This window comes from Muricauda sp. SCSIO 64092, assembly GCF_023016285.1.
Lineage (GTDB): Bacteria > Bacteroidota > Bacteroidia > Flavobacteriales > Flavobacteriaceae > Croceivirga.
In genome coordinates this window covers 5358686-5379943 of record NZ_CP095413.1, presented here as the reverse complement: position 1 = coordinate 5379943, position 21258 = coordinate 5358686, and the positions used below count along the sequence as shown (strand labels likewise).

The 21258-nt window shown below is 42.3% G+C and carries 20 protein-coding genes; 8 read left to right on the top strand and 12 right to left on the bottom strand.

Annotation, left to right across the window (positions count from 1 at the left end):
- Positions 1–31: 31 nt before the first annotated feature.
- The gene (locus L0P88_RS22440) at positions 32–862 is read right to left on the bottom strand and encodes a hypothetical protein (RefSeq protein ID WP_247132165.1); all 831 of its coding nucleotides are present in this window, start codon (positions 860–862) and stop codon (positions 32–34) included.
- A 344-nt stretch (positions 863–1206) separates the two neighbouring features.
- On the opposite strand from L0P88_RS22440, the gene L0P88_RS22435 reads away from it, so the two are divergent.
- Positions 1207–1947 carry a hypothetical protein gene (locus L0P88_RS22435; RefSeq protein WP_247132164.1) on the top strand — a complete coding sequence of 247 codons (741 nt, stop codon included), beginning with the start codon at positions 1207–1209 and terminating at the stop codon, positions 1945–1947.
- Positions 1948–1983: 36 nt separating this feature from the next.
- Here the strand turns inward: L0P88_RS22435 and L0P88_RS22430 are convergent, their stop codons facing one another.
- The 10 genes from L0P88_RS22430 to L0P88_RS22385 form a co-directional block, all read right to left on the bottom strand.
- Positions 1984–4017 (bottom strand): DUF4139 domain-containing protein, encoded by a 2034-nt coding sequence (locus L0P88_RS22430; protein WP_247132163.1) that lies wholly within the window; start codon positions 4015–4017, stop codon positions 1984–1986.
- Positions 4018–4124: 107 nt separating this feature from the next.
- Positions 4125–4538 (bottom strand): thiol-disulfide oxidoreductase DCC family protein, encoded by a 414-nt coding sequence (locus L0P88_RS22425; RefSeq protein ID WP_247132162.1) that lies wholly within the window; start codon positions 4536–4538, stop codon positions 4125–4127.
- A gap of 131 nt (positions 4539–4669) precedes the next feature.
- On the bottom strand, positions 4670–4807 hold the full coding sequence (locus L0P88_RS22420) for a hypothetical protein (RefSeq protein WP_247132160.1): 138 nt from the start codon (positions 4805–4807) through the stop codon (positions 4670–4672).
- A 164-nt stretch (positions 4808–4971) separates the two neighbouring features.
- A complete protein-coding gene (locus L0P88_RS22415; RefSeq protein WP_247132159.1) occupies positions 4972–5838 on the bottom strand; it encodes a hypothetical protein in 867 nt (288 codons plus the stop codon).
- A gap of 153 nt (positions 5839–5991) precedes the next feature.
- Complete coding sequence (locus L0P88_RS22410; protein ID WP_247132158.1) at positions 5992–6528, bottom strand: helix-turn-helix transcriptional regulator; 537 nt, start codon at positions 6526–6528, stop codon at positions 5992–5994.
- Between the two features lie 472 nt (positions 6529–7000).
- The gene (locus L0P88_RS22405) at positions 7001–8008 is read right to left on the bottom strand and encodes a sugar phosphate isomerase/epimerase family protein (protein WP_247132157.1); all 1008 of its coding nucleotides are present in this window, start codon (positions 8006–8008) and stop codon (positions 7001–7003) included.
- A 128-nt stretch (positions 8009–8136) separates the two neighbouring features.
- Positions 8137–10308 carry an endonuclease MutS2 gene (locus tag L0P88_RS22400; protein ID WP_247132156.1) on the bottom strand — a complete coding sequence of 724 codons (2172 nt, stop codon included), beginning with the start codon at positions 10306–10308 and terminating at the stop codon, positions 8137–8139.
- Positions 10309–10431: 123 nt separating this feature from the next.
- Positions 10432–11652 (bottom strand): RNA polymerase sigma factor, encoded by a 1221-nt coding sequence (locus L0P88_RS22395; protein ID WP_247132155.1) that lies wholly within the window; start codon positions 11650–11652, stop codon positions 10432–10434.
- 26 nt (positions 11653–11678) lie between these two features.
- Positions 11679–12029: a YciI family protein gene (locus tag L0P88_RS22390; protein WP_247132153.1), complete on the bottom strand. Its 351-nt coding sequence runs from the start codon at positions 12027–12029 to the stop codon at positions 11679–11681.
- 224 nt (positions 12030–12253) lie between these two features.
- Positions 12254–13054, bottom strand: coding sequence for a hypothetical protein (locus tag L0P88_RS22385; protein ID WP_247132151.1), 801 nt, complete (start codon positions 13052–13054; stop codon positions 12254–12256).
- 192 nt (positions 13055–13246) lie between these two features.
- Between L0P88_RS22385 and L0P88_RS22380 the strand changes: the two genes are divergently transcribed.
- From L0P88_RS22380 to L0P88_RS22370, 3 genes are read left to right on the top strand one after another with little or no spacing between them, the layout of a single operon-like run.
- Complete coding sequence (locus L0P88_RS22380; RefSeq protein WP_247132150.1) at positions 13247–13885, top strand: SatD family protein; 639 nt, start codon at positions 13247–13249, stop codon at positions 13883–13885.
- Positions 13878–14234 carry a hypothetical protein gene (locus tag L0P88_RS22375; protein WP_247132148.1) on the top strand — a complete coding sequence of 119 codons (357 nt, stop codon included), beginning with the start codon at positions 13878–13880 and terminating at the stop codon, positions 14232–14234. The genes L0P88_RS22380 and L0P88_RS22375 overlap by 8 nt, the downstream gene beginning before the upstream one ends.
- A 5-nt stretch (positions 14235–14239) precedes the next feature.
- Complete coding sequence (locus L0P88_RS22370; protein WP_247132147.1) at positions 14240–15085, top strand: 1,4-dihydroxy-2-naphthoyl-CoA synthase; 846 nt, start codon at positions 14240–14242, stop codon at positions 15083–15085.
- 264 nt (positions 15086–15349) lie between these two features.
- Here L0P88_RS22370 and L0P88_RS22365 read toward each other — a convergent pair whose 3' ends face one another.
- Entirely contained in the window at positions 15350–16684 is a 1335-nt protein-coding gene (locus L0P88_RS22365; protein ID WP_247132145.1) for a serine hydrolase domain-containing protein, read from the bottom strand.
- 56 nt (positions 16685–16740) lie between these two features.
- Between L0P88_RS22365 and L0P88_RS22360 the strand changes: the two genes are divergently transcribed.
- The 4 genes from L0P88_RS22360 to L0P88_RS22345 are packed head-to-tail and all read left to right on the top strand — an operon-like array spanning position 16741 to position 21256.
- Entirely contained in the window at positions 16741–17610 is an 870-nt protein-coding gene (locus L0P88_RS22360) for a pirin family protein (RefSeq protein WP_247132143.1), read from the top strand.
- On the top strand, positions 17594–19120 hold the full coding sequence (locus tag L0P88_RS22355; RefSeq protein WP_247132141.1) for an FG-GAP repeat domain-containing protein: 1527 nt from the start codon (positions 17594–17596) through the stop codon (positions 19118–19120). The genes L0P88_RS22360 and L0P88_RS22355 overlap by 17 nt, the downstream gene beginning before the upstream one ends.
- 4 nt (positions 19121–19124) lie before the next feature.
- Entirely contained in the window at positions 19125–19787 is a 663-nt protein-coding gene (locus tag L0P88_RS22350) for a peptidoglycan recognition family protein (RefSeq protein WP_247132139.1), read from the top strand.
- Complete coding sequence (locus tag L0P88_RS22345; RefSeq protein ID WP_247132138.1) at positions 19784–21256, top strand: M14 family zinc carboxypeptidase; 1473 nt, start codon at positions 19784–19786, stop codon at positions 21254–21256. The genes L0P88_RS22350 and L0P88_RS22345 overlap by 4 nt, the downstream gene beginning before the upstream one ends.
- Positions 21257–21258 lie beyond the last annotated feature (2 nt).

Sequence of the window (21258 nt, the reverse complement as noted above, 5' to 3'; positions counted from 1 at the left end):
AACCCATAGAGGATTGGGGATGTATAACTATCTAAAGGCTTTTTAAAGCAATGAACTGGTCAATCATGTATCCGGACAAGGCTTGCCAATTGTTTGTTGGCTTCATTTGCTCGTAGGTCATGGAGGCCATATGGATTTCATTGTCATTTTCCATGCCGTAAACTTTTAAATGGACAGTGGTTTTGGTATTCCCACTTACGGTTTCCTTGGCATCGTCAAAGAAACCTCCAGCCTTGGCGGTGGTTTTGGTTTGATTCTCCTCAACTTCAATCTTTAATAAAAACTCGGTGCCCAAAGCATTTCGCAACTGGCTTATGGAAGCCGATTTCAATTCCTGATAGCCAATACCATTGTCCACAAGACTGCGTATGGTCTTGGTCATATCCTGTATCTTCAATTGGTGTTCCGCGGACTTTTTGGCCAGGTACCCCGTAATGTAACTGCTCAGTTCACTGGAGAGTTCTTTGCTGTAGTTTCCATTTTTGTTGAACGATGCAGGAACAACTGCAATGCTCATATCCTCAATACGCTCATTAAGGAAGATTTCCTCTTTGGGAATAGGCCCGGGTTTTTCCGCAGGGACGAAAACGGTTTCTCCCTTTTTTGTTGGTGTGGAAGCACTTTTCCCAAAGGTTTGGGTACGCCCACTGGCAAATACAATTTTTTCCAGGGCACTTTTTTCAACTTCATTGATAACCGTTTCCCCAGGATAATTGAAACTGATCGTGGTAGCGGTTACTTTTACGACTTTAGCTTGAATCAATTGACCATCTTTGGTAAAAATGATGTCGTTTTTTGTGCTCCCTTGCGCAAAGGCCAATACCGAACACATAACAAGAAAGAGCGTAATTAGATTTTTCATAGCACAACTATTTTGAATTAATATTAGTAGTTTTCTGAGCCAAAACGTTGGTACGACGTAAAGGAAAATTCTCCGTTGTGGTCCTATTGAAATTCACCCATAACCGTGCCCAAGCCTTTTGGCCTTTACCTAAAGAAGTAACAAATTGTATGCCAGCTATTGTTAAAAAGATGGTAGTACGACTATTATTTTCTTAAAATTTTTGCGATTCCGTTTCTTAGCATGGAAAATCACTACATATGAACCTTTTGTAACCGAATGTAAATAAAAGGACACCTTCCATACACGAATTTGCGAAGTGTTCAGTGCTTTGCCCTACTTTAAGACACTTAATACACTTTATTATGAAACTGTCCCGGATAGGGCGTTGGTTTGGAATCATTACCCTTAGTGCTGTCCTTTTTTGCCCAAAGTTGTATGCACAGGAAAGCGGACATTCCGCTATTCCCAAAACCCTGTATGTCTTTGGGAGCTATGGGGACCTAAACCGCTACGATGAGAAGGAGGCCCTGTTTTTGATCACCGAAGAACGCGAGCTTTATGATGAAAATGACGTCCTTAGGGTGGATACCATTCTGATCAAAGAAAGGATTGATCATCATAACTATATCATTGCCCGTCCGGGAAGGGCATTGTTGGGATTGCTGCAGCGTGATGTGGTTATACCGGATTCCATTTATGTTGCTTTAACATCCATTGAAGGGAAATCCATTGAAGAAGTCAAGAAAAAGTTTAAAGACGCCCCAAAGCAACCATGGGTTTCCCTTTTAAACCGACAATTGTTTTCAAAAGCCAAAATGGAAAAAATGAAGGAGGCTCCGGGCTTGGATGAAATTACACGAAAAGATTTGCTGGAATCGCTCTCCTGGAGGGAGGCTATAGGCGAACAGCTCAAATCATACCTGGATTCAAACCCTGGGAAAAGTCCGAACAGAATCTATCGTATGGTTGAAAATTACAGGAATCAAAAACTGGTTTTGTTGGGGTATAATCCCTATAAACAAGTGGTCTACAACTGGCAAAAACAATTTGAGGGCGACGAAGAGATCATCAAATTACTGACGGATCCAATTTCGTTTGACTAAACAAAAAAAGGGTGACATTTCTGCCACCCAAAGGTTTTAAAGCGATATGTATTTTCCCCGAGGATATTTTACTTGAAAGGAAAAATGTTCGGTTTTACTTTCCAAGGGCTTTAGGTTCATGGTCCAGGTCAGCAGGCCCTTTTTTGTTTCGTAGGTCGCGTTGTTGGTGACCACATCATCCACCTTTATTTCCTTGTCCTGGGATTTGGGAATCCTGTCCACCAACTTCAAGTCAATGGCGACACCCTTGTTGTTCTTAACTTCCAGGTTATAGGTCCTGTTCAGAATACGGTTGTTCCCGGTAAACGATTTGCTTTTAAAATTGCGTTCCTGTTTTCGGGTAATGGTAATATTGGTGTCAATTCCCAGGGAAAGTACCATTTCCTTTTTGGTGGTATAGGGATCCAATACGGTCTTTCCCGCATAGGTTCCCTCAAAATATATATTGGCTTCACCGGGCAAGAGCTGGTGCTTTTCCCAATCGGTAAAACTGGCAGTTAGGAATACATTTTCATTGATGATCGGAGCCGCAAAATACTCATAGGTCGCTGGAAGCCTAAAGGTATTGATCTCAATGGCCGTAATGTCATTATTGGAGGGGATGGAATAGGACTTTTTGATGACAAATTCCGTTTTGGTGGCACCCTCCTTGGTATTACTTTTTTTAGTGGTGATCAGGATTACGCCAGTTGCGGCACGGCTACCGTATAAGGCGGTGGCATCACTTCCCTTTAAGATGTCCACGTTTTGAATTTCGCTGGCATCCAAATCGCCTTCTACAAAACCATCCACGGGAACACCATCAATGATATAAAGGGGTTCAGCATAATTTTTAATGGAAGCAGCTCCCCGTATCCGTATTCCTAAAGCCGCCCCGGTCAAATTACGGCTTTGGCCGCTATAACCAGTGACCACCACTTCCTCCAGTCTTTGAGCATCTTCTTCCATGCTTACATTAATGATTGAGGAATACAGTGGAATGTCCTGATCAATCATACCGATATAACTGAAGTTGAGTTCCTGGCCATAGGGCACTTCAAGGCTATAATTGCCATCAAAATCGGTTTGGGTGCCTTTATTGGTTCCCTTGATTACGATATTGACTCCAGGCAGGGGCAGCCCAGAAGCATCGGTTACTGTACCCGCTACTTTTTTGACACTTGGATTAAAGGCATAACCTTTTTTCTTTTGGGAAGGGGAATACCTTTTGGAATAAGCCGTGGTAAAATTAAGGTAGTGGGCGTCCAATTTGGGTTTGCTAATGTTGTAGTCCGGATTTCCTGTGGAAAGCACTACATTGACCTTGCTCCAGTCCTGTCCTGTATTTTGATAAACGTTGGCCTTATAGGCAAGGCTAAGGGGAGCATTCAATGCTGTGGACTTAATATCATAATTGGGCACCCAGCCAGCGTCATTGACCATATATTTTAGGGTCATCATTAGATTGGTGGCCTTTGGGACATCAAATTTAATGGTGATTTCCCCTTGTTCTTCTTCAGGGGCGCCATTGGCTTCGGCCAATTGTTTTTGTAGCATCGTGACCTCCATTTTCAATGCATCGATTTCCAGGTTGGTTTCGAATACTTCATTCTTAATGGCCGTAATGCGCTCACGATAGTATTGACTGATTTCCTTTACCTTTTCCAGGTTTAAGGCCTGAGTTGCCGTACTCACCATCCGATTGGTGGTAATTACCTTTTCCTCTTCCTCCAACCCATGGATTCGATTTTTTAACAAGGTGATTTGATGTTCCAACGCTTTGATTCGATCTTCCCACTCCTTTACCTGCGGATTACTTTCCGATTTCTCCAGATAATTGATGCTATAGGCTATGGAAAGGATGGAAACGGCATCAAGTCCGGAAACCTGTATGCTACTTTCATCGATCTTGTGGGAAAGTCCTGTGAAAACTACTTCGTTGGAGCCTTCCTTTAAGGTACATGTTGCGGTTCGGGTGATTTGGGCTCCGCTTAAATAAACGGTAACGGCCTTGATTTTGGAAGGAACCTTTTGGTCATTGGGGAAAAGGATACTGGGGATCCATAACAGGAATACGATGAGATTTTTCATGACGGTCAGTTTAAAATTGAAATCAAACTTCCATCAAAAAAAACAGTTTAAAAACACCAAGTGATCCAATGCCGAAAATGGATTAGGGAAGGGGAGGTTTGAATGAGTCAACCCAAAAATTTAGCCTGCAGTTCCGGGGTCGGAATCATGCATTGATCCTTGCGACCGAACCATTTGTATCGGTTTCGCGCCACCACATCATATAGACTGTCCCTTAAGGAGGAAGGTACCCACTTAAACACCAACAATACCTTCCATAGACCGCCAAACTCCCTGGCAATCTCCAGTGCAGCCTCTGATTTGGTATAATAGGCAAGCCCTGGCGCAACCAATATGATGGAATCCGTTTTAGCGGTATCAATACCCCGCTCGGCAATCATTTCCTGGCCAATTTCACTTTGTAGCGCCGCATAGCGGAAGACATCATTTTTGTCCCGCTTGATAACAAATTGAATGGCTCCGTTGCAAAGGTTGCATACGCCGTCAAAGAGGATTATTTTTTTGCCTTGTTCCACGTTCATGGTTTCGATTTGTCATTTCGAGTGAGTGAAGCGACGAGAAATCCAGATTTCTCAATCGATGCTTCGCATCTCATTTCGAAATGACAATTACTATTGCAAAGATACCGCAGGTGGGATTGAATGCCTAGATTTTATAATGTATTTAAGAAAGTGGTCAAATCCGTTTCTTTATCCAGTCCCAACTTCTTTTTTAAACGATATTTGGATTTCAAAATACTGTCGGGTAACACATTTAAGGTAGCGGCAATCTCTTTGGTGGTCAGTTTCATTCGTAGAAAAGCGCAAAAAATGAAGTCATTTCGAACCCTGAGCGTTGTAGAGAGGTAAGAAATCTTAATTCTTGGGTTAGTTTATCTAAATGCGCTGAAAGTATCTACCCAAAATCCTTTTTCAAGATGTCTTAGTTAGCCTATGAATCTAATGCCCGTTATGATTATTGATTCCTGAACTTCTTCAAAAGCTCAGAATTAAGCTTTTCAAGCTTTTCAATTCTCTCTTGTTGTTCTTTATTTCGCTTATTCTGTTCGATGAGATAAAGCGTGAGTTCTTCAATCTTTTGAAGCAACTTTGAATTCATTTCCCCTAATAAAACTCCATTTTTTGCTACTTCTTTTGCGCTTGGGATATCTTTTAAATGGCCTTTTTCTTTAATGTGGTTTTCAACTTCTTCAAGTGTTGGCAAATAATAATCTTTTCCAAATACAAAGTCAGACCAACCGTTATATAGGCTAACTTTTACTTCTTCAGCCGCTATTTTTCCCTTGACCCCCAATTTATAACCTTTAGTGTTTGTTGTGCCTATTCCAAAACTACTGGATACATACCAAGAGTTATGCGTATGGTCGTAACCAAATTCTCTTTCCCATTGCCAAGCACCGTCATCATAAGGTGTAAAGAAAGTTTTCCCTTGAGTGGCATGTCTGTCAATCCAAAGCTTTCCATTTAAGTTTTGTTTTGGGCCAATAATTGTCCCTGAAAACAAATCTGCTCTACCAGAAAAAAATGCATTCCCATTGACATCTAAACTTGCACTCGGATTATTCGTCCCTATTCCAATTCTGCCCGATGAATTAATACTTAAATGATTGTTAAAGCCGTATCCCATTCTAAGATAATTATCTGTTGGGTCATCTTGAATTGTGAAATAATTGCCACCAGTAAAATCTCCATCCGCATCAAATAGAAGATAGGTTCTTAGGTTTACAGCTCCTTGAGTTACATTATCTGAAGTATTACTCCATTGCCCAAAAGAATTATAAGTTATTAACCCTAGTATTAATGTTATCAATATGTTCTTCATTCCATTATGGTTTTCGGTTTATTAATTTTTTAGCCTATGGCTAACGCTGAGAGGAATATAAGATATGTATAGGTCAATAACAAAATTAGTCTTTTTCGCTCAAAAAAAGATATAAAAACTTGTTTATAAGAGATTGCCCATGTAGCGTAAAACTTATAAGGTGTTCAAGAAACTTCCCAAATCGGTCTCCTTATCTAATCCCAACTTCTTCTTTAGACGATATTTGGATTTCAAAATACTGTCAGGTAACACATTTAAGGTAGCCGCGATCTCTTTGTTGGTCAGTTTCATTCGTAAAAAGGCGACCAGGCGGATTTCCTTTTCGGTAATGTCGGCATAGAGCGTTTTTAGTTTTTGGTCAAAGTCGTTATGGACCTCCGAAAAATGGGTTTTGAAGATCTCCCAGTCCTTGTCGGAGGCATTTTCCCTTTTGAGCAGCATCACCATGCGACGGAATTTCGTTTTGAACTTTTCGGGAGAGCTTTTCAGGCTTTCCAGATTTTCCATCAACTCCTGGATAAAGGTGTTCTTTTGCACCAGATGAAGGGTTTGGCTGGTGAGTTCCTTCTTTTTATGTTCTATCTCCCGTCTATAGATTTCCTCCTGTTTTTCACGTGCTATACGGTTTCTTTTCATCCGTTGACGAAACCCAAACACCAAAAGTCCGGATAAGGCTAGGGCAGAGGTCATACCTCAGGCATAGAGGCCTTTGGTCAATTTATCTACTATGGAATGGACAAACACGAAGCAGTTTATGGATTTTGATGTGTTGGGCCGTTAGTGTATTCCCATGAAAAATGAAATTTCCAATGATGCTGTCGTTTCGAACGTATGCGGGAAATACGGATTTCCCTTCGTCGCGCTCACCTCTAATTAATGAAAATAGGGACATCGAATTGTTCAAACCTGAGCATGATATGGATGATGTGTAACTATCGGGAGAAGCAAAGAATTATCGACTGATTTTTGATGAAGTGGGCCCTACAAGTTCTGGACAAACTTTACCGTAGAACGTATTATATAAGAATTCAAACCCAAAAAAATGAGTAGCAGCCGGCCACTCAGGTTGTGCATTCAACAATCTGATGCCGGCTGTTATGAATTTAGTGGTAATGAAGTGGATTCAAAAGTCCACTTTCCCTCGGATTTTATTCCGGATTTCTTACTGTATGCTATCAATCGCCTTATTTAAAAGGGCCAGTGTTGCGGCAATTCCCTCTTCTTCGGAAAGCGTACTGCCTTCATATTCTATACCGATAAACCCTTTGAAACCGGAATCCTTTACAATTTTCAACATTTTATAGAAATCGGTTTGGGTTTCATTGCCGCTCTCGTCAAAATCGTGTGATTTTGCACTCACCCCTTTTGCATATGGCATTAATTCGGACATTCCTTTATAACGATCGTATTCATTGACGCAACCATCAGGGCCACGCTCAATACAGAAGTTGCCGTAATCCGGAAGTGTGCCCACATTGTCCATATTCACTTGGGCCATAACTCCCGCCAGCCAAGTCCCATTTGAGGAATAACCGCCGTGATTTTCCACAAGAATGTCGATGCCCTGGGTAGCCCCATATTCGCCCAATTGCGTAAGACCGTCAACAGCATTGGACGCCACCTCTTTAGCACTTCCTTCTCCGGCGGCATTGACCCGAATGGAGTGTGCTCCCAAAAACTTTGCAATATCCACCCATTTGTAATGATTTTCCACGGCTTTTTTTCTGGCTTCCGCATCGGCATCCCCAAGATTCCCCAATGCATCACACATAATCAATCCAACAGAAACTCCCGCTTCTTCACACCGCCGTTTAAAATCGTCCCAAAAGGCTTGATCATCAACTTTTCCATAGTAGAAGGTGTTCACCAGTTCAATGGACTTGACTCCAAATTCGGCAGCCATTTTTGGAAAGTCTTTAGGATCTGCGTCACCCAATAAGATGTCATCAGGTGATTCTTGTAACGTTTTTACGAACCACTGCCAATAGCCTTCTTTCTTAGGCCCTAAAAATGCGTTGTGAAATGACCATTGGGCCAATGAGATTTGAAAGTCTGGTGTTGGCGCTTCAATTTCTTGCGCTGCTTCGGTGGTAGCACTGGATTCTGATTTTGTACGACAAGAGACGACAAAAAATAAACTGACTACGACAATGAGGATTCTTTGTTTCATTGGAAAATGATTTAATGAATAAAAAGTACTATGAAATTAGGTTTCTTACAATTTTACCCAAAAAACCTGTATTCTTTGCTGTGTTGGGTTATAATTTAAGATGGGAATTTCTTTAAAAAAGTACATCGTCATTTCTTGGCCTCCACCAACTCCAACAAATCCACACTTACGTTGGTGGTAAAAAGACCATAGTTCACTATGGCTTTTCCTTTTTCCAAGGTATCGATACTGCCGATTGCTTTGCCATCATGCATGCGAACCCGGTCCCCAATCTTGAAGACAGGTCTGGGTTTGGCTTTTTCGGCTTGGAGGGCTTTTTTCTTTTTTACCACTTTTTCCTTCCGCACTTTTACCAACTTCTGCTCCAATTCATTGGCGGTTTGCTTTTTAAGGGCCTTTTTGGCCTTAGCTTCTTTGACAGAGGATTTTTTGCGTTTGCTGTTTTCGGTTTCCACAATGCGTAACAGCTCAGAAATCAATGGTCGTTTTTTCTGATCATGAAAATAGCGTTCGGCAATATCATTCACCTTATTGCCCAAATGGATCATACGTTGGTTGTGATCATAGAGTTCCTGGTAATTCTCGAGTTTCGACTTTATCTTGGCGTTTAACTTCTCCAAACGTGCGGCTTCCTCTTTGGCTTTGGTCTCTTCGTCCTGTAAACGCGATTCCGTTTTGGACATTTTGGAGCGTTCTTTTTGCAATTTGGAAATGGTGGCGTCAAAACGCACCTTGCCACGGTCTATCTTCTTTTTCGCTTTGTTGATCAAGGAGTAGGGGATACCATTCTTTTGGGCCACCTCAAACGTAAAGGAACTCCCTGCCTCCCCTAAAACCAGTTGAAAAGTTGGTTCCAGGGTTCTGTTGTCAAATTGCATATTGGCATTGGTCATATGGGGCATTTCATTGGCCAACAATTTTAAATTGGCATAATGGGTAGTAATCACACCAAATGCTTCGTGCTCATAAAACACTTCCAAAAAGGCTTCCGCCAGGGCACCTCCAAGTTCCGGATCTGAGCCCGTTCCGAATTCATCGATCAAGAATAGCGTACGGTTATTGCATCGCTTTAAAAACTGGTTCATGTTCTTTAAGCGATAACTATAAGTGCTCAAATGGTTTTCTATGGATTGGTTATCACCAATATCCGTCAAGACCTTATCAAAAAAACATACTGTGCTCCTTTCATGAACAGGGATTAACAGTCCGGATTGGAGCATTACCTGAAGTAACCCAATGGTCTTCAACGTAATACTTTTTCCTCCTGCATTGGGACCGGAAATCACGATAATCCGATTGTTTTGTTGTAGTTCTATGGTCTGTGGCCAGGTTCTTTCCTTTTTTTGTTTGTTGGTCAAATACAGCAGTGGGTGGTAGGCGTCTCGCAGGATCAGTTTTCGTTCCGCACTGATTTCAGGCAACAGCGCGTTCATTTCCGATGCGTATTTGGCCTTGGCCGCGGTCATATCCATATGGGTCAAAAAGTACTGGAAGGTTTCCAATGCCGAAGCCTCTGGGCGAATGGCATTGGTGAGTTCCAACAGGATGCGTCGAATTTCCTCTTTTTCCTCAAACTCCAGATTGCTAAGTTCCGTGCTATACTGTAAAGTGGTTTCGGGAACAATATATACGATACTTCCCGTTTTTGAATTTCCCATGACCGTACCCTTCACTTTACGGCGGTGCATGGCCTTAACGGCCAAAACCCTCCTGTTTTCCACAATGGATTCCTTAATGTCGTCCAAAAAATCGGCCGACAGATAACGGGAAAGGGCAGCGCCAAAACTTTGATTGATCTTACCGCGCACCGTATTGATATCCAAACGAATCCGTTTTAACTCGACCGAGGCGTTATCGCGAATCTCTCCGAATTTGTCAATGACCGCTCCAATCTCGTTGGGGATAAAGGTGTTTTCCTGGATTCCCTCCGTGAATGCAAACAATAGCGGATAGTATTCCTTGAACTCTTTAAAAAACTTCTTGTGCAGGGATATGGTAGTACATAAATGGGCAATCCGCCGAAATCCGGAAACCTCCAAAACAGTATTTTCTATTTGAAGTAATTTCAATTCCTTGGTGATTGCATCAAAACCATGGTTGGGAATACGGTTTTCATTGGAAAAGGAAGCCAAATATTCCGAGGTTTGCCCCAATTGTTGCATCAGGGTTTCCTGGTGGGTCAGCGGTTCAAGTTCCATTGCAGATTCCTTGCCCAATTCCGTGGTACAACGGGCAGCAAGTTGTTCCAAAACGGCGGGAAATTCTAAGTCCTGTAGGGTTTTTGAATGAATGGGTTCCATGTTCCTCTTCTAGCGGGGCAAAGATAATGATTCAACAAGGGAAGACATTTTAAATTTTCCGTAACAGGATACAAAAAATGGTTTCCGTTGACAAGCCCACTGGACGGCAAAGGAAACCCCTGGTCATCCCCTTGCTTTTTCCAATCTGTCCTGGATCAATTCCTTTTCATTTTTCTTGTTGGCGAATGCCATGGCTTTGTGTAAACAGTCCATTTCCATATCCGTATTGTTCTTCATACGATAAAGTTCGGCCAACAAACAGAAATAGTGGTGGTTCTCCTTTAGCTCCAATTTATGGGCTTCTTGAATGGCCTCATCCACGGAATTTGCTTTGGCCATGGCATACGTCCGATTCATGGCTATGATAGGCGAATATGCTATAGCGAGCAATTGGTCGTACAACGCCAATATGCTATTCCATTTTTCCTTGGTTTCCTCGGTGTGCCAATAAGCGATCGCAGCCTCCAGATGGTACTTGGTTACCTCATTGCCGGCCGCAGAGCGCTTTAGGTATTTTCTGCCTTTTTGAATTAAATCCTTGTCCCATTTTCCTTTATCTTGTTCATGGTACAAAAGATCACCGTGTTCCCCGAATGTCCTGGCATCCAATCTGGAGGCATGGAAACACATTAGGGCGATAAGGGCGTATATTTTTGGTTTTGGAAAGATTTTTTGCCGAGACAGGAAAAGACTCAATCGTAGGGCTTCCCAGCATATTTCGTGACGGATACTTTCTTCATTGACACTGCTGTAATACCCTTCGTTAAACAGTAGATAAATGACCCGCAATACATTGTCAAGCCTTGAAACATATTGGTCTGCCGCAAGATTCGTTTCAATTCGATTACGTTCTTTAATGGCTTTTTTGGCCCGGTATATTCTTTTGGTAATGGTTTCTCTGTTTGATAAAAGCGCCTTGGCAATCTCATCAATACTGAAACCACATAAAATTCGCAGGGCAATACAAAGCTGGGATTCGTTATTGAGTTTGGGATCACAGAGCACAAACAGCATCTGAAGCTGACTGTCTTCAATTATTTTGTCCGTAATCTCGATAGGGTTGGTTTGTCCGTTTCCCGCATCCAGTTGAGGGATGATTTTTTCCGTGTAGATTTTTTTTCTTCTGTAGTGTTCGTACAGCAGATTCTGGGCAACTTTCCGAAGCCATGCTTTTGGAAAGTTGGGAATGCCCTTATGGGACCAGGCCTTTGTGGCCCTAAGAAAGGTTTCGGATACAATATCCTCCGCCAATTGCAGATCGGCCAGCCCATAATAATTGCAGAGTACAGCAATCAAGTTGCTGTACTCAGACTTAAATATCTCGGACAGTTGTTCGTTGTCCATAGGATTGCTTACCGTTACACGATGTATTACATACCGTCCAGGACCATAATATCCCTAATTTCCACTTTGCCGCCGCTACTCAGTACGGGACATCCCTTACTAAGTTGGATGGTTTCTTCAATGGAAACTGCCGATACGATCATAAAACCTCCCACAATCTCTTTTACTTCTGCATAGGGGCCATCGGTAATGGTTCCATCCGCATGCATGGTCTTTCCTTCAAATCCCAGGGCCTCACCCGGATTTTTGAGTTTGCCTTGTGCGCCAATTCCGTCCATCCAATCTTGCCAGGCTTTGACCTCTTCTTCTATTTGCGCTGGAGTTGGGTTAAAATCAGGATCGGGCTCGCTGTGGAACAGCATCATAAAATCTTTCATGTTTTTTGTTTTAAATGAGTTCAATGAATAACTACTAAAGGTTTATATCCATAATGATTGAAAACTTGGAAACTGGACAATAGTCCGGTTTTTTCTGCTTAGGATTTAGTGGCTACCATGCCTCGTTGCCTACATAAAGCTATATAAAGTTAGCCTTCCAATGGTAATGGTCAACAAATTTTAAGGGAAACAAAGGAAATGGGAATATGGTATTTGCACAGCTTTTAGTTTTGTATCCAACTGCCATATATGATATTGTTCCAACCCTGGATTAAAATGGTCACTCCGGAATTTTCTTCAATGTTTTCTGATGAAAAGTCAGTAAGGATATTGGCCAAATTGGCAAATTCCCCAACATCTGAATATAGGAAGAATCTAGAAGGATGGTTGACCCAATTTCCATCAGAACTTTCAGGATAGGGTATTCTTCCTTCCCCTTCAAACTCAAACTCCACAAAGTCCGGATTCTGTTCCAATAGTGCTAGAAAATCATTGTAAATATTGGTGTTATCCGTGTTTGTGCCACAAACGTAAGCAAATGAGTTTTTTGGAATTCTAAAAGTGGTGGGGTACAAAGAAGTTGTAAAGTTCTTTTCGATACGTGTGATTGAAACTTTTTCCTGATTGATTTCCACAGCGTATTGATCGACTACATTTCCATTGATAAAAGTAACTTTCTTGGTGTTTTCCGGTAAATCAAGATAGGAAACTGCAGGTCCAATGGCAGTAAAACACCATTCCGGTTTGATGATATCATCAAATCGTATGATAATTTCATTGCCACGAGTAAATTCCGTTGTGGATAAAATATACGTAATACAGGGGAAATCTTCGGCAGTAATTAATTTTAGTGTTAACGATGGTTCTTGTGTTTCGTTGGTGTTGTATATCTCTTCGGGCATAAAATTGATGTCCGTATCTATTGAGTTCCCTGTGATATATTCCGAGTATTCAGCGTTGATTTGATCATCAGTACTACAGCTAAATATTATGAACGATAGGACGAATACTATAAACCTTTTCATTGCCATTCCTTTTTAGATTGATGGCAATCTTCCAAGATGGTTGCTTTAAATGGCTGTCCGTCGTACTTCTTTTTGGTGAGAGGGGTAAACGGCCCCAAAGCCTGTTTCTATATTTCCATAAAGCGGAAATTTCTCTTATTGTTTCCATAAAAAGGAAATAAATTCATATATTTCCAAAAACAAGAAACAAGAATGGCAGCAAGTCATCATATCATAATGGCGGATATTATCTCAAGTCGTCACATCAATAAAAATGATGATTTCATGCACCAATTCAAAGCATTGGTAAAATTAGCAAATACCGAGTTTACCCATCACATCATTTCACCATTGACCATTACCCTGGGTGATGAATTTCAAGGTATTGTCAATAGCACCAAAACCCTTTTTGATCTGCTATTTTTTTTGGAGGAGCAGATCATAGAAGCGCACTATCCCTATGGGCTTAGATATTCCTTGGTCTTTGGGGAAATAGAAACTGAAATCAACAAAGAGATTGCTTATGAAATGTATGGTCCCGGACTGACCAGGGCCAGGGAGGCCCTCACAACGGCAAAAGAAGCCGGGGATAACTATTTCATTGCTATAAACGAACACCTGGATGATCAGCTACGATTGTGCATGAAACTCTATCAATCCATAAAGTCTGAATGGAAACTGTCGGAATTTGAGATCGTATCGGCCTTTCTAAAGCATAAGGATTACAAGGATCTTAAAAGAATAGGACTTTATAAAACGCGCTCAGGTGCATGGAAAAAAGGGAAATCATTGCGAATCGATGAATACAATATCGTAAAACAGCTTGTTTTTCAAATTATAGGTAATGAGTGATATAAAATATCAAATCCTTTATTGGATCATGGTCGAAGTATTTTTGATCATTATATTCTATGCCGTTTCAAAATGGTTGAATCCCAAAAACCCCATTACGAACAATACGGAAAAGTTCACTTCATGGCTCAAGGGGTTTTTGGAAAGGTTGTTTCTCGCATTTTTGTTGTTATCAAACCTGCAGGGAGGTGCTTTGGTATTATTTGGTGCCATAAAACTAGGGACACGATTGGATAGCGATAAAGAAAGAAAAGTGAGTAATGACTACTTTGTTGTTGGAAACTTTCTATCAATCGCAGGAGCGGTGGTCACCTATTTGTTGTTCAAGGAAGTATTAAAATTCAATTGAAATAAATGAAAGACGCACCTAACTGGCAAACCGCCATCGAATTTGAAGATATTACGTATAAAAAATGTGAGGGTGTCGCCCGTATCGCCTTTAATCGACCAGAGGTCCGCAATGCCTTTCGTCCCAAAACCACAAGCGAGTTGTACCGCGCATTTTATGATGCCCAGGAGGATACCTCAATAGGGGTTGTTCTCCTTTCTGGGGAGGGGCCCTCACCCAAGGACGGGGGTTGGGCGTTTTGCAGTGGTGGTGATCAAAAGGCCAGGGGACATCAAGGCTACGTAGGGGAAGATGGATACCATCGTCTGAACATTTTGGAAGTACAACGGTTAATTCGCTTTATGCCCAAGGTGGTCATTGCCGTAGTCCCGGGCTGGGCCGTAGGTGGAGGACATAGCCTACACGTGGTCTGTGATATGACCTTGGCCAGTAAGGAGCATGCCATATTTAAACAGACCGATGCCGATGTGACCAGTTTTGATGGGGGATATGGATCTGCCTATTTGGCTAAAATGGTGGGACAGAAAAAAGCAAGGGAAATCTTTTTTTTGGGGCGTAATTATTCGGCCCAGGAAGCCTATGAAATGGGGATGGTCAATGCCGTTGTCCCACATGGGGAGTTGGAAGCTACGGCCTACCAATGGGCACAGGAGGTTCTGGCGAAATCGCCAACTTCCATTAAAATGTTGAAGTTTGCCATGAACCTCACGGATGATGGTATGGTAGGACAACAGGTATTCGCGGGAGAGGCCACACGTTTGGCGTATATGACCGATGAGGCCATAGAAGGAAGAAATGCTTTTTTAGAAAAACGAAAACCAAATTTTGGCAAGGACAAATGGATTCCTTAGGTGGTTCTGCTAAAATGGGGAATCGGTACAACAGGTTTTTTTGCCTGAAATGTAAACTATAGTGCTACCAACTAAAAAGGACCCTAGCGTTTAAACTAAGGCCCTTTTAACGAGAACACTATATGAAAATGAAAAAATTTACTTGCTTTAATATTATGATGTAAATGTACCACTAGAGCCTTCCTTACGGAAATTATTGTTGTGAACGCCCCTTGTTTTGTGGTGTGGCAAGGCAAAAATGAAATCAGGGTTAAATTTCCCCCTTTATTCTATGGCACTGACCAGGGTGGAAAGAAAGCCATTGATATCGAATTCCGGAAATTCTGCCAGTCCTGTCCGTACTACCACCAAATGCTTTGAAGGAATCATAAAGACGTATTGACCTTGATACCCATTCATGGAATACAGGTCTTTGGGAACATCAGGGTAAATTCCACCGGAATTCAACCAAAAATGTGCTCCGTAGGTTCCATCGGAATGCGCCGTGGGCTCAGTGATATAATCGACCCATTCCGGAGCAAAGAGTTGTTCATCCTTCCATTGTCCCTTATTTAGGTAAAGTTGTCCCAAGCGGCCCCAGTCCCTTGTACTGGCCCATCCATATGAGGAGCCCACATAATTGCCTTCCAAATCGGCTTCAATGAGCATGGAATGGGCACCAATTTTATCAATTAAGGAAGCATACGGAAAATTGAGATACGCTTGATGGGTTGCGAACTGTTCTCTAAGGATTCCGGACAACAGATTGCTTGTCCCGGAAGAATAATTCCAGATTTCCGTGGGTGCCGCAATGGCCTCCTTCGCTTTTTGTGCCGCTGTCATATCACTTTCCAGGAACAACATTTTGGTAACATCGGAGATTTTGCCATAGTCTTCTTCCCACTTTAATCCGCTCTGCATCCGCAACAGATGGTTTAGCGTAATGTTTTTGCGTTCATCATTTTCCCACTCGGCAACGGGGGCGGGCAAATCCATTTGCAGTTTTCCCTGATGTTCCAAAACACCATATAAGGTTGCTAAAACACTTTTGGTCATGGACCAACCCAAAATTGGGGTAGTGGCGTCAAAACCTTCCACATAGCGTTCATGTAAAAGCTGTCCTTTGTACAGTACCAATAGGGTTCGTGTTTTTTGGACTTCCGGATTTCCAAAAGGTAATGCCACGGCCTGGTTCAGTTTATCATAGTCAATTTCGGGAAATATGGAATCTTTGGGGGCCAAGTGGCCAAGGGGGTAGGGTAGGGAATCAAATCTTTGTTGTCTGTTGGGTTGCAAATAAGGTTCACCGTCCTCATAGTCCTTATTGACCAGTACGGCCCCAAGACCCTTTCGGTCTATAGCTTTCCGTTCCTGTAGGCCGTACACATTCGACATGGCAAATCCACTATCGTCTACAAACTCCGTAGTGGCCAAATTCACCAAAGGAATGTCCAAATCCACGGTATTGATGGAAGCAGGCATTCTATCTCCAACCAAAACACTGGAGGCCATATACTTAGAAGCATAGCCAGAAATAATGGTGAGCTTGGGATAATTTTCGACAATTACCAGAACGATAATGATAGCGAGTAAAAACAGGATTCTTTTAAACCATTTCATGGACAAGGAGCGGTATTTGTTGTATTTTTCAGAACCTAAATATAACTATTAAAATCATGTCCAACTTAGGTTTGATCATTGAAGAACGAAGTCGTGATATTGGCGATTTTCTGGTAGGTCGATTGATTCCTTTTCGCAAAAAACGAATGATAGGCCCCTTTATTTTTATTGATCATATGGGACCTACAAAATTGGGCCCAACAACTTATATGGATGTGGACCAACATCCACATATTGGACTTTCTACTTTGACGTATATGCTGGAAGGAGCGCTAATGCACGAGGACAGTATGGGCTCCAAACAGTTGATTCAACCAGGGTCCGTGAACTGGATGACCGCCGGAAAGGGTGTCTCCCATACCGAACGTACTCCGGAACATCTTCGGAATGGTAGGAGCTTTACGGCCCATGGCTATCAGATTTGGGTAGCCTTACCCAAGCACTTGGAGGAGATGGAACCGGAGTTCCACCATATCCCAGGTCATGAGTTGCCCAGTTGGCATGATGGTTCCGCAAAATTTACGCTGGTAGCAGGGGAGGGCTATGGCAGAAAGTCCCCGGTACCCGTACATTCGGAACTATTTATGGTGGAAATAAAAAACATTGACTCCTATGATTTCCAAGTAAAGGATGAACTGAAGGGGGAAATCGGCATCTGTATTGTGGAAGGTGGAATACAAGCATGCGGGGAACAGATTGAAAAAGGGCATATTTTGGTTTCCAAAGTGGAAGATACCTGTTCCATTTCCTTATGGCCCAATTCCCATATCCTCCTTTTTGGTGGAATTCCCTTCCCCGAGGAACGGCACATATTCTGGAATTTTGTGGCTTCATCAAAAGAAAAAATAGCCAGTGCCAAAGAAGCTTGGAGGAGAAAGGAATTTCCCATGATGCCAAATGATGCGACCTATGTCCCATTACCTTAATACCCAAAAAATCAAAACATACCTTATGTGCAATAATACCTTGGCCCTAAGAATGGTCGTTTCCCTTTTGCTGGTTACAATATTGTTTTCCTGTGCCCCAGAACCTGAAAAACGGGAAGTTGTCCTGTACGAAAACTATTGTGCCAGTTGTCATCTGGCCCCTGAGATCGGAAACTTGCCCAAGGACATTTGGGAGAATTACGTTTTACCCGATATGGAGTCCCGAATGAAGATCAAAGAACTCTATGAAGCTCCCGATCAGGCAAAAACAGGTTTTCGACCTGAGATAAAACTTAATGACTGGATCGCGTTACAAAATTATGTGATTTCACTGGCACCGGAGCAACTTCCCGAAACACCATTGCCAAAACAGGAACTGCTCTCCGGTTTTAGGCCCAAAATATTGGAACTGGACGACCAAAATGGGGCATTCTTTACCTTTCTGGAATATGAGGAAGAGGATAATACCATGGTGCTGGGAGATATTAGTGGCAGTGTAAAACGGTATGATTTCCAGTCCGAAAGCGTTGCAAAGCTTTTTCAAGGGGAAACTCCCGTTACTTGGTATAACAAAAACAAGGACACAGAGTTTATTTCCGAGGTGGGCATCCTTGACCCTTCAGAACTGGAAAGGGGAAAGATTATCCTCAAGCAAGGAAAAGACACCCTTGCCTTGAACCATGCCTTCCATAGACCGGTCCATAATTTGGTCGAGGATTTAAATGGGGACGGAACTTTGGAAATGGTTGTCTCCGAATTTGGAAATGAAACAGGTCGATTGTCCCTGTTGGTTCAAAAAGATACGGGTGTGTATGACAAGAAAGTACTGTTAAATCTGCCCGGATGCATCAGGACCATTGCGAAGGACATGGATCGGGACGGGAAGTTGGATTTGGTCACCATTACGTCCCAGGCTTGGGAAAGCATTACCATTTTATACCAAAAAGAAGATCTGGTATTTGAGGCGGAAAAGGTTCTTGAATTTAGCTCGGTGTATGGAAGCAGTTGGTTTGAGTTGGTGGATTACAATAACGATGGTTTTGATGATATCGTTACCGTAAATGGGGACAATGCCGATAAGTCCTATGTACATAAACCGTACCATGGAATGCGCATCCACCTCAATGATGGCCAAAACAATTTTTCCGAAGTGTTCTTTTATCCTTTAAATGGCGCTACACGTTTGATTGCCGATGATTTTGATGCCGATGGTGATATTGACTTCGGACTGATCAGTACGTTTCCAAATTATGATAGGGCTCCTCAGCTCACATTTGTCTATTTGGAAAATGAGGAAGCGGATGCCTATCGGTTTCGCACAAAAATTTTGGAGCATCCCAACCAGGGAAGGTGGTTTTTGATGGATAAAGGAGATGTGGACGCTGATGGGGACATGGATATTCTATTGAGTTCCTTTACTTATGTTTTTACTCCCGTACCGGACAATCTTTCAAAACAATGGGCTGAAACCAATGTGGATGTCCTGGTGTTGGAAAATCTCTTAAATTAGGGCCATGCATCGCTTGGGCTTCATTTTGGTATTTCTGTTGATCTCCTGTTCAACGGAAATGACATTTGTGGAGAGACCCATCATTTTTGATGCGCAACGGGTGAAATTGACAAAGGAATACCTTAAAGACCGTTATCAGTTGGAAAGGGACTCCATTACCATTGTTCCTAGGATGATTGTATTGCACCACACCGTTATTCCCACATTGGACAAAACCTTTGAAGCATTTAATGCCCCTACCTTACCGAATTGGCGCCCGGACATTGAAAATGTCAGTGGCCTAAATGTTTCTTCACAATTTGTTGTAGACCGCGACGGTACCATATATCGCTTAATGCCGGAAACCTATATGGCCAGGCATGTCATCGGTTTAAACCATTGTGCCATTGGTGTGGAAAACGTTGGGGGAACCCCGGAATTCCCCCTAACAAAAGCGCAGGTAAAAGCCAACATAAAACTGGTGCATTATCTGGCGAAGAAATATGATATTGACTATTTGATCGGTCACCACGAGTACACGGCATTTGAGGGGCATGAATTATGGCTGGAAGTGGACGAAGGGTATCGGACAAAAAAAAACGATCCAGGGGATAATTTCATGCAAAAGGTACGAAAAGCCACCAAAAGACTTAATTTTAAACCGGTACCAGAAATAAAACCCCATTGAAAAAGATAGTTTTTGTCCTTATTTTGTCCCTTGTCCATTCCCTATCATTGAGCGCACAGGATTTTACCGAAAGTCTCTACAGCACCTATGGGAACTATAAAGAACCCTCTTTGGACAAGCGGAGAATAAAGTACGCACAGCTTACTCCCCTCATTGATCGGTTGAGGACCAATTCCAAGTTTACGGTCAAAAAAGTTGGGGAATCCATTGAAGGTAGGGATTTAAATTTGATCAGTTTGGGAAAGGGAGGTACCCCCATTTTTCTATGGTCCCAGATGCATGGGGATGAACCCACGGCCACACAGGCTATTTTTGATATCCTAAACTTCTTTGATTCGAATGATTTCAAAAAAGAACGTAAGATCATCCTTGCAAATACCCAATTGCACTTTTTGCCCATGGTAAATCCGGACGGTGCGGAAGTGTTTCAACGTAGAAACGCTTTGGGGATAGATATCAATAGGGATGCGCTTCGACTACAATCACCAGAGGGTAGGGTATTGAAAAGGATTCGGGATAGCTTGGACGCTACCTTTGGTTTCAACCTACATGATCAGAGTCGATATTACAATGCCGAACGGACCCCAAAACCCGCCACCATATCCTACCTGGCCACGGCGTACAATTATGAAAAGGACATCAATGAGGTAAGGGAACGCGCCATGAAAGCCATTGTATATATGAACGATGTTATCCAAAAATATGCTCCGGGACAGGTAGGTCGCTACAGTGATGACTTTGAACCCAGGGCTTTTGGTGACAATATTGCAAAATGGGGAACAAGCCTTATCCTTATTGAATCTGGCGGATATGTGAATGATCGGGAAAAACAGGAAATCCGGAAGTTGAACTATGTTTCCATACTTTCCGCACTGTACGGCATTGCCACCGGAGCATACAAGGACATTCCCATAGAACGGTATGAGGAGATTCCGAGAAACGATAGAAAGCTGTTCGACTTAAAGATTGAAAACCTGACATATGTCCTCAATGGTGAAGAGTACATTTTGGATTTGGGGATACAGAGACAGGAAATTGACGATGCGCATCATGATGGTTTTCACTATAAAAGTGTTATTGTGGACCAAGGGGATCTTTCCACTTATTACGGTTACAAAACTTTTGATGCAACCGGTTATACGGTAGTCCCTCCCAGGATTACGGACCAAGCTGTTCCCAGTTTGTCCAACTTTGATCGTTTAATGGATTACGAAAAATGGGTGCGTGCCGGTTTTGGCTATTTACGCATGCTGAATATCCCTGGGGATAAAGTACAATTGCCCTCTAAAATAAACTTGGCATCGGAAGGCTTTCAACTACCTGATTTCAAGCTTGTGGTAGGAAAAAACCCAACCTTTTTCCTCGAGAAAGGAGGGAAGCTTACCCATGCCATTATCAATGGATTTCCCTTGGATCTCTCCCAGCCGTTGGACAATCAGGATTTTGGGAATGCACTCATTTATCGATAGCA

What these genes read in the sequence shown, in the direction of transcription:
- L0P88_RS22440 (WP_247132165.1), bottom strand. Translation starts at nt 862, where the DNA reads ATGAAAAATCTAATTACGCTCTTTCTTGTTATGTGTTCGGTATTGGCC.
- L0P88_RS22435 (WP_247132164.1), top strand. Translation starts at nt 1,207, where the DNA reads ATGAAACTGTCCCGGATAGGGCGTTGGTTTGGAATCATTACCCTTAGT.
- L0P88_RS22430 (WP_247132163.1), bottom strand. Translation starts at nt 4,017, where the DNA reads ATGAAAAATCTCATCGTATTCCTGTTATGGATCCCCAGTATCCTTTTC.
- L0P88_RS22425 (WP_247132162.1), bottom strand. Translation starts at nt 4,538, where the DNA reads ATGAACGTGGAACAAGGCAAAAAAATAATCCTCTTTGACGGCGTATGC.
- L0P88_RS22420 (WP_247132160.1), bottom strand. Translation starts at nt 4,807, where the DNA reads ATGAAACTGACCACCAAAGAGATTGCCGCTACCTTAAATGTGTTACCC.
- L0P88_RS22415 (WP_247132159.1), bottom strand. Translation starts at nt 5,838, where the DNA reads ATGAAGAACATATTGATAACATTAATACTAGGGTTAATAACTTATAAT.
- L0P88_RS22410 (WP_247132158.1), bottom strand. Translation starts at nt 6,528, where the DNA reads ATGACCTCTGCCCTAGCCTTATCCGGACTTTTGGTGTTTGGGTTTCGT.
- L0P88_RS22405 (WP_247132157.1), bottom strand. Translation starts at nt 8,008, where the DNA reads ATGAAACAAAGAATCCTCATTGTCGTAGTCAGTTTATTTTTTGTCGTC.
- L0P88_RS22400 (WP_247132156.1), bottom strand. Translation starts at nt 10,308, where the DNA reads ATGGAACCCATTCATTCAAAAACCCTACAGGACTTAGAATTTCCCGCC.
- L0P88_RS22395 (WP_247132155.1), bottom strand. Translation starts at nt 11,652, where the DNA reads ATGGACAACGAACAACTGTCCGAGATATTTAAGTCTGAGTACAGCAAC.
- L0P88_RS22390 (WP_247132153.1), bottom strand. Translation starts at nt 12,029, where the DNA reads ATGAAAGATTTTATGATGCTGTTCCACAGCGAGCCCGATCCTGATTTT.
- L0P88_RS22385 (WP_247132151.1), bottom strand. Translation starts at nt 13,054, where the DNA reads ATGAAAAGGTTTATAGTATTCGTCCTATCGTTCATAATATTTAGCTGT.
- L0P88_RS22380 (WP_247132150.1), top strand. Translation starts at nt 13,247, where the DNA reads ATGGCAGCAAGTCATCATATCATAATGGCGGATATTATCTCAAGTCGT.
- L0P88_RS22375 (WP_247132148.1), top strand. Translation starts at nt 13,878, where the DNA reads ATGAGTGATATAAAATATCAAATCCTTTATTGGATCATGGTCGAAGTA.
- L0P88_RS22370 (WP_247132147.1), top strand. Translation starts at nt 14,240, where the DNA reads ATGAAAGACGCACCTAACTGGCAAACCGCCATCGAATTTGAAGATATT.
- L0P88_RS22365 (WP_247132145.1), bottom strand. Translation starts at nt 16,684, where the DNA reads ATGAAATGGTTTAAAAGAATCCTGTTTTTACTCGCTATCATTATCGTT.
- L0P88_RS22360 (WP_247132143.1), top strand. Translation starts at nt 16,741, where the DNA reads ATGTCCAACTTAGGTTTGATCATTGAAGAACGAAGTCGTGATATTGGC.
- L0P88_RS22355 (WP_247132141.1), top strand. Translation starts at nt 17,594, where the DNA reads ATGTCCCATTACCTTAATACCCAAAAAATCAAAACATACCTTATGTGC.
- L0P88_RS22350 (WP_247132139.1), top strand. Translation starts at nt 19,125, where the DNA reads ATGCATCGCTTGGGCTTCATTTTGGTATTTCTGTTGATCTCCTGTTCA.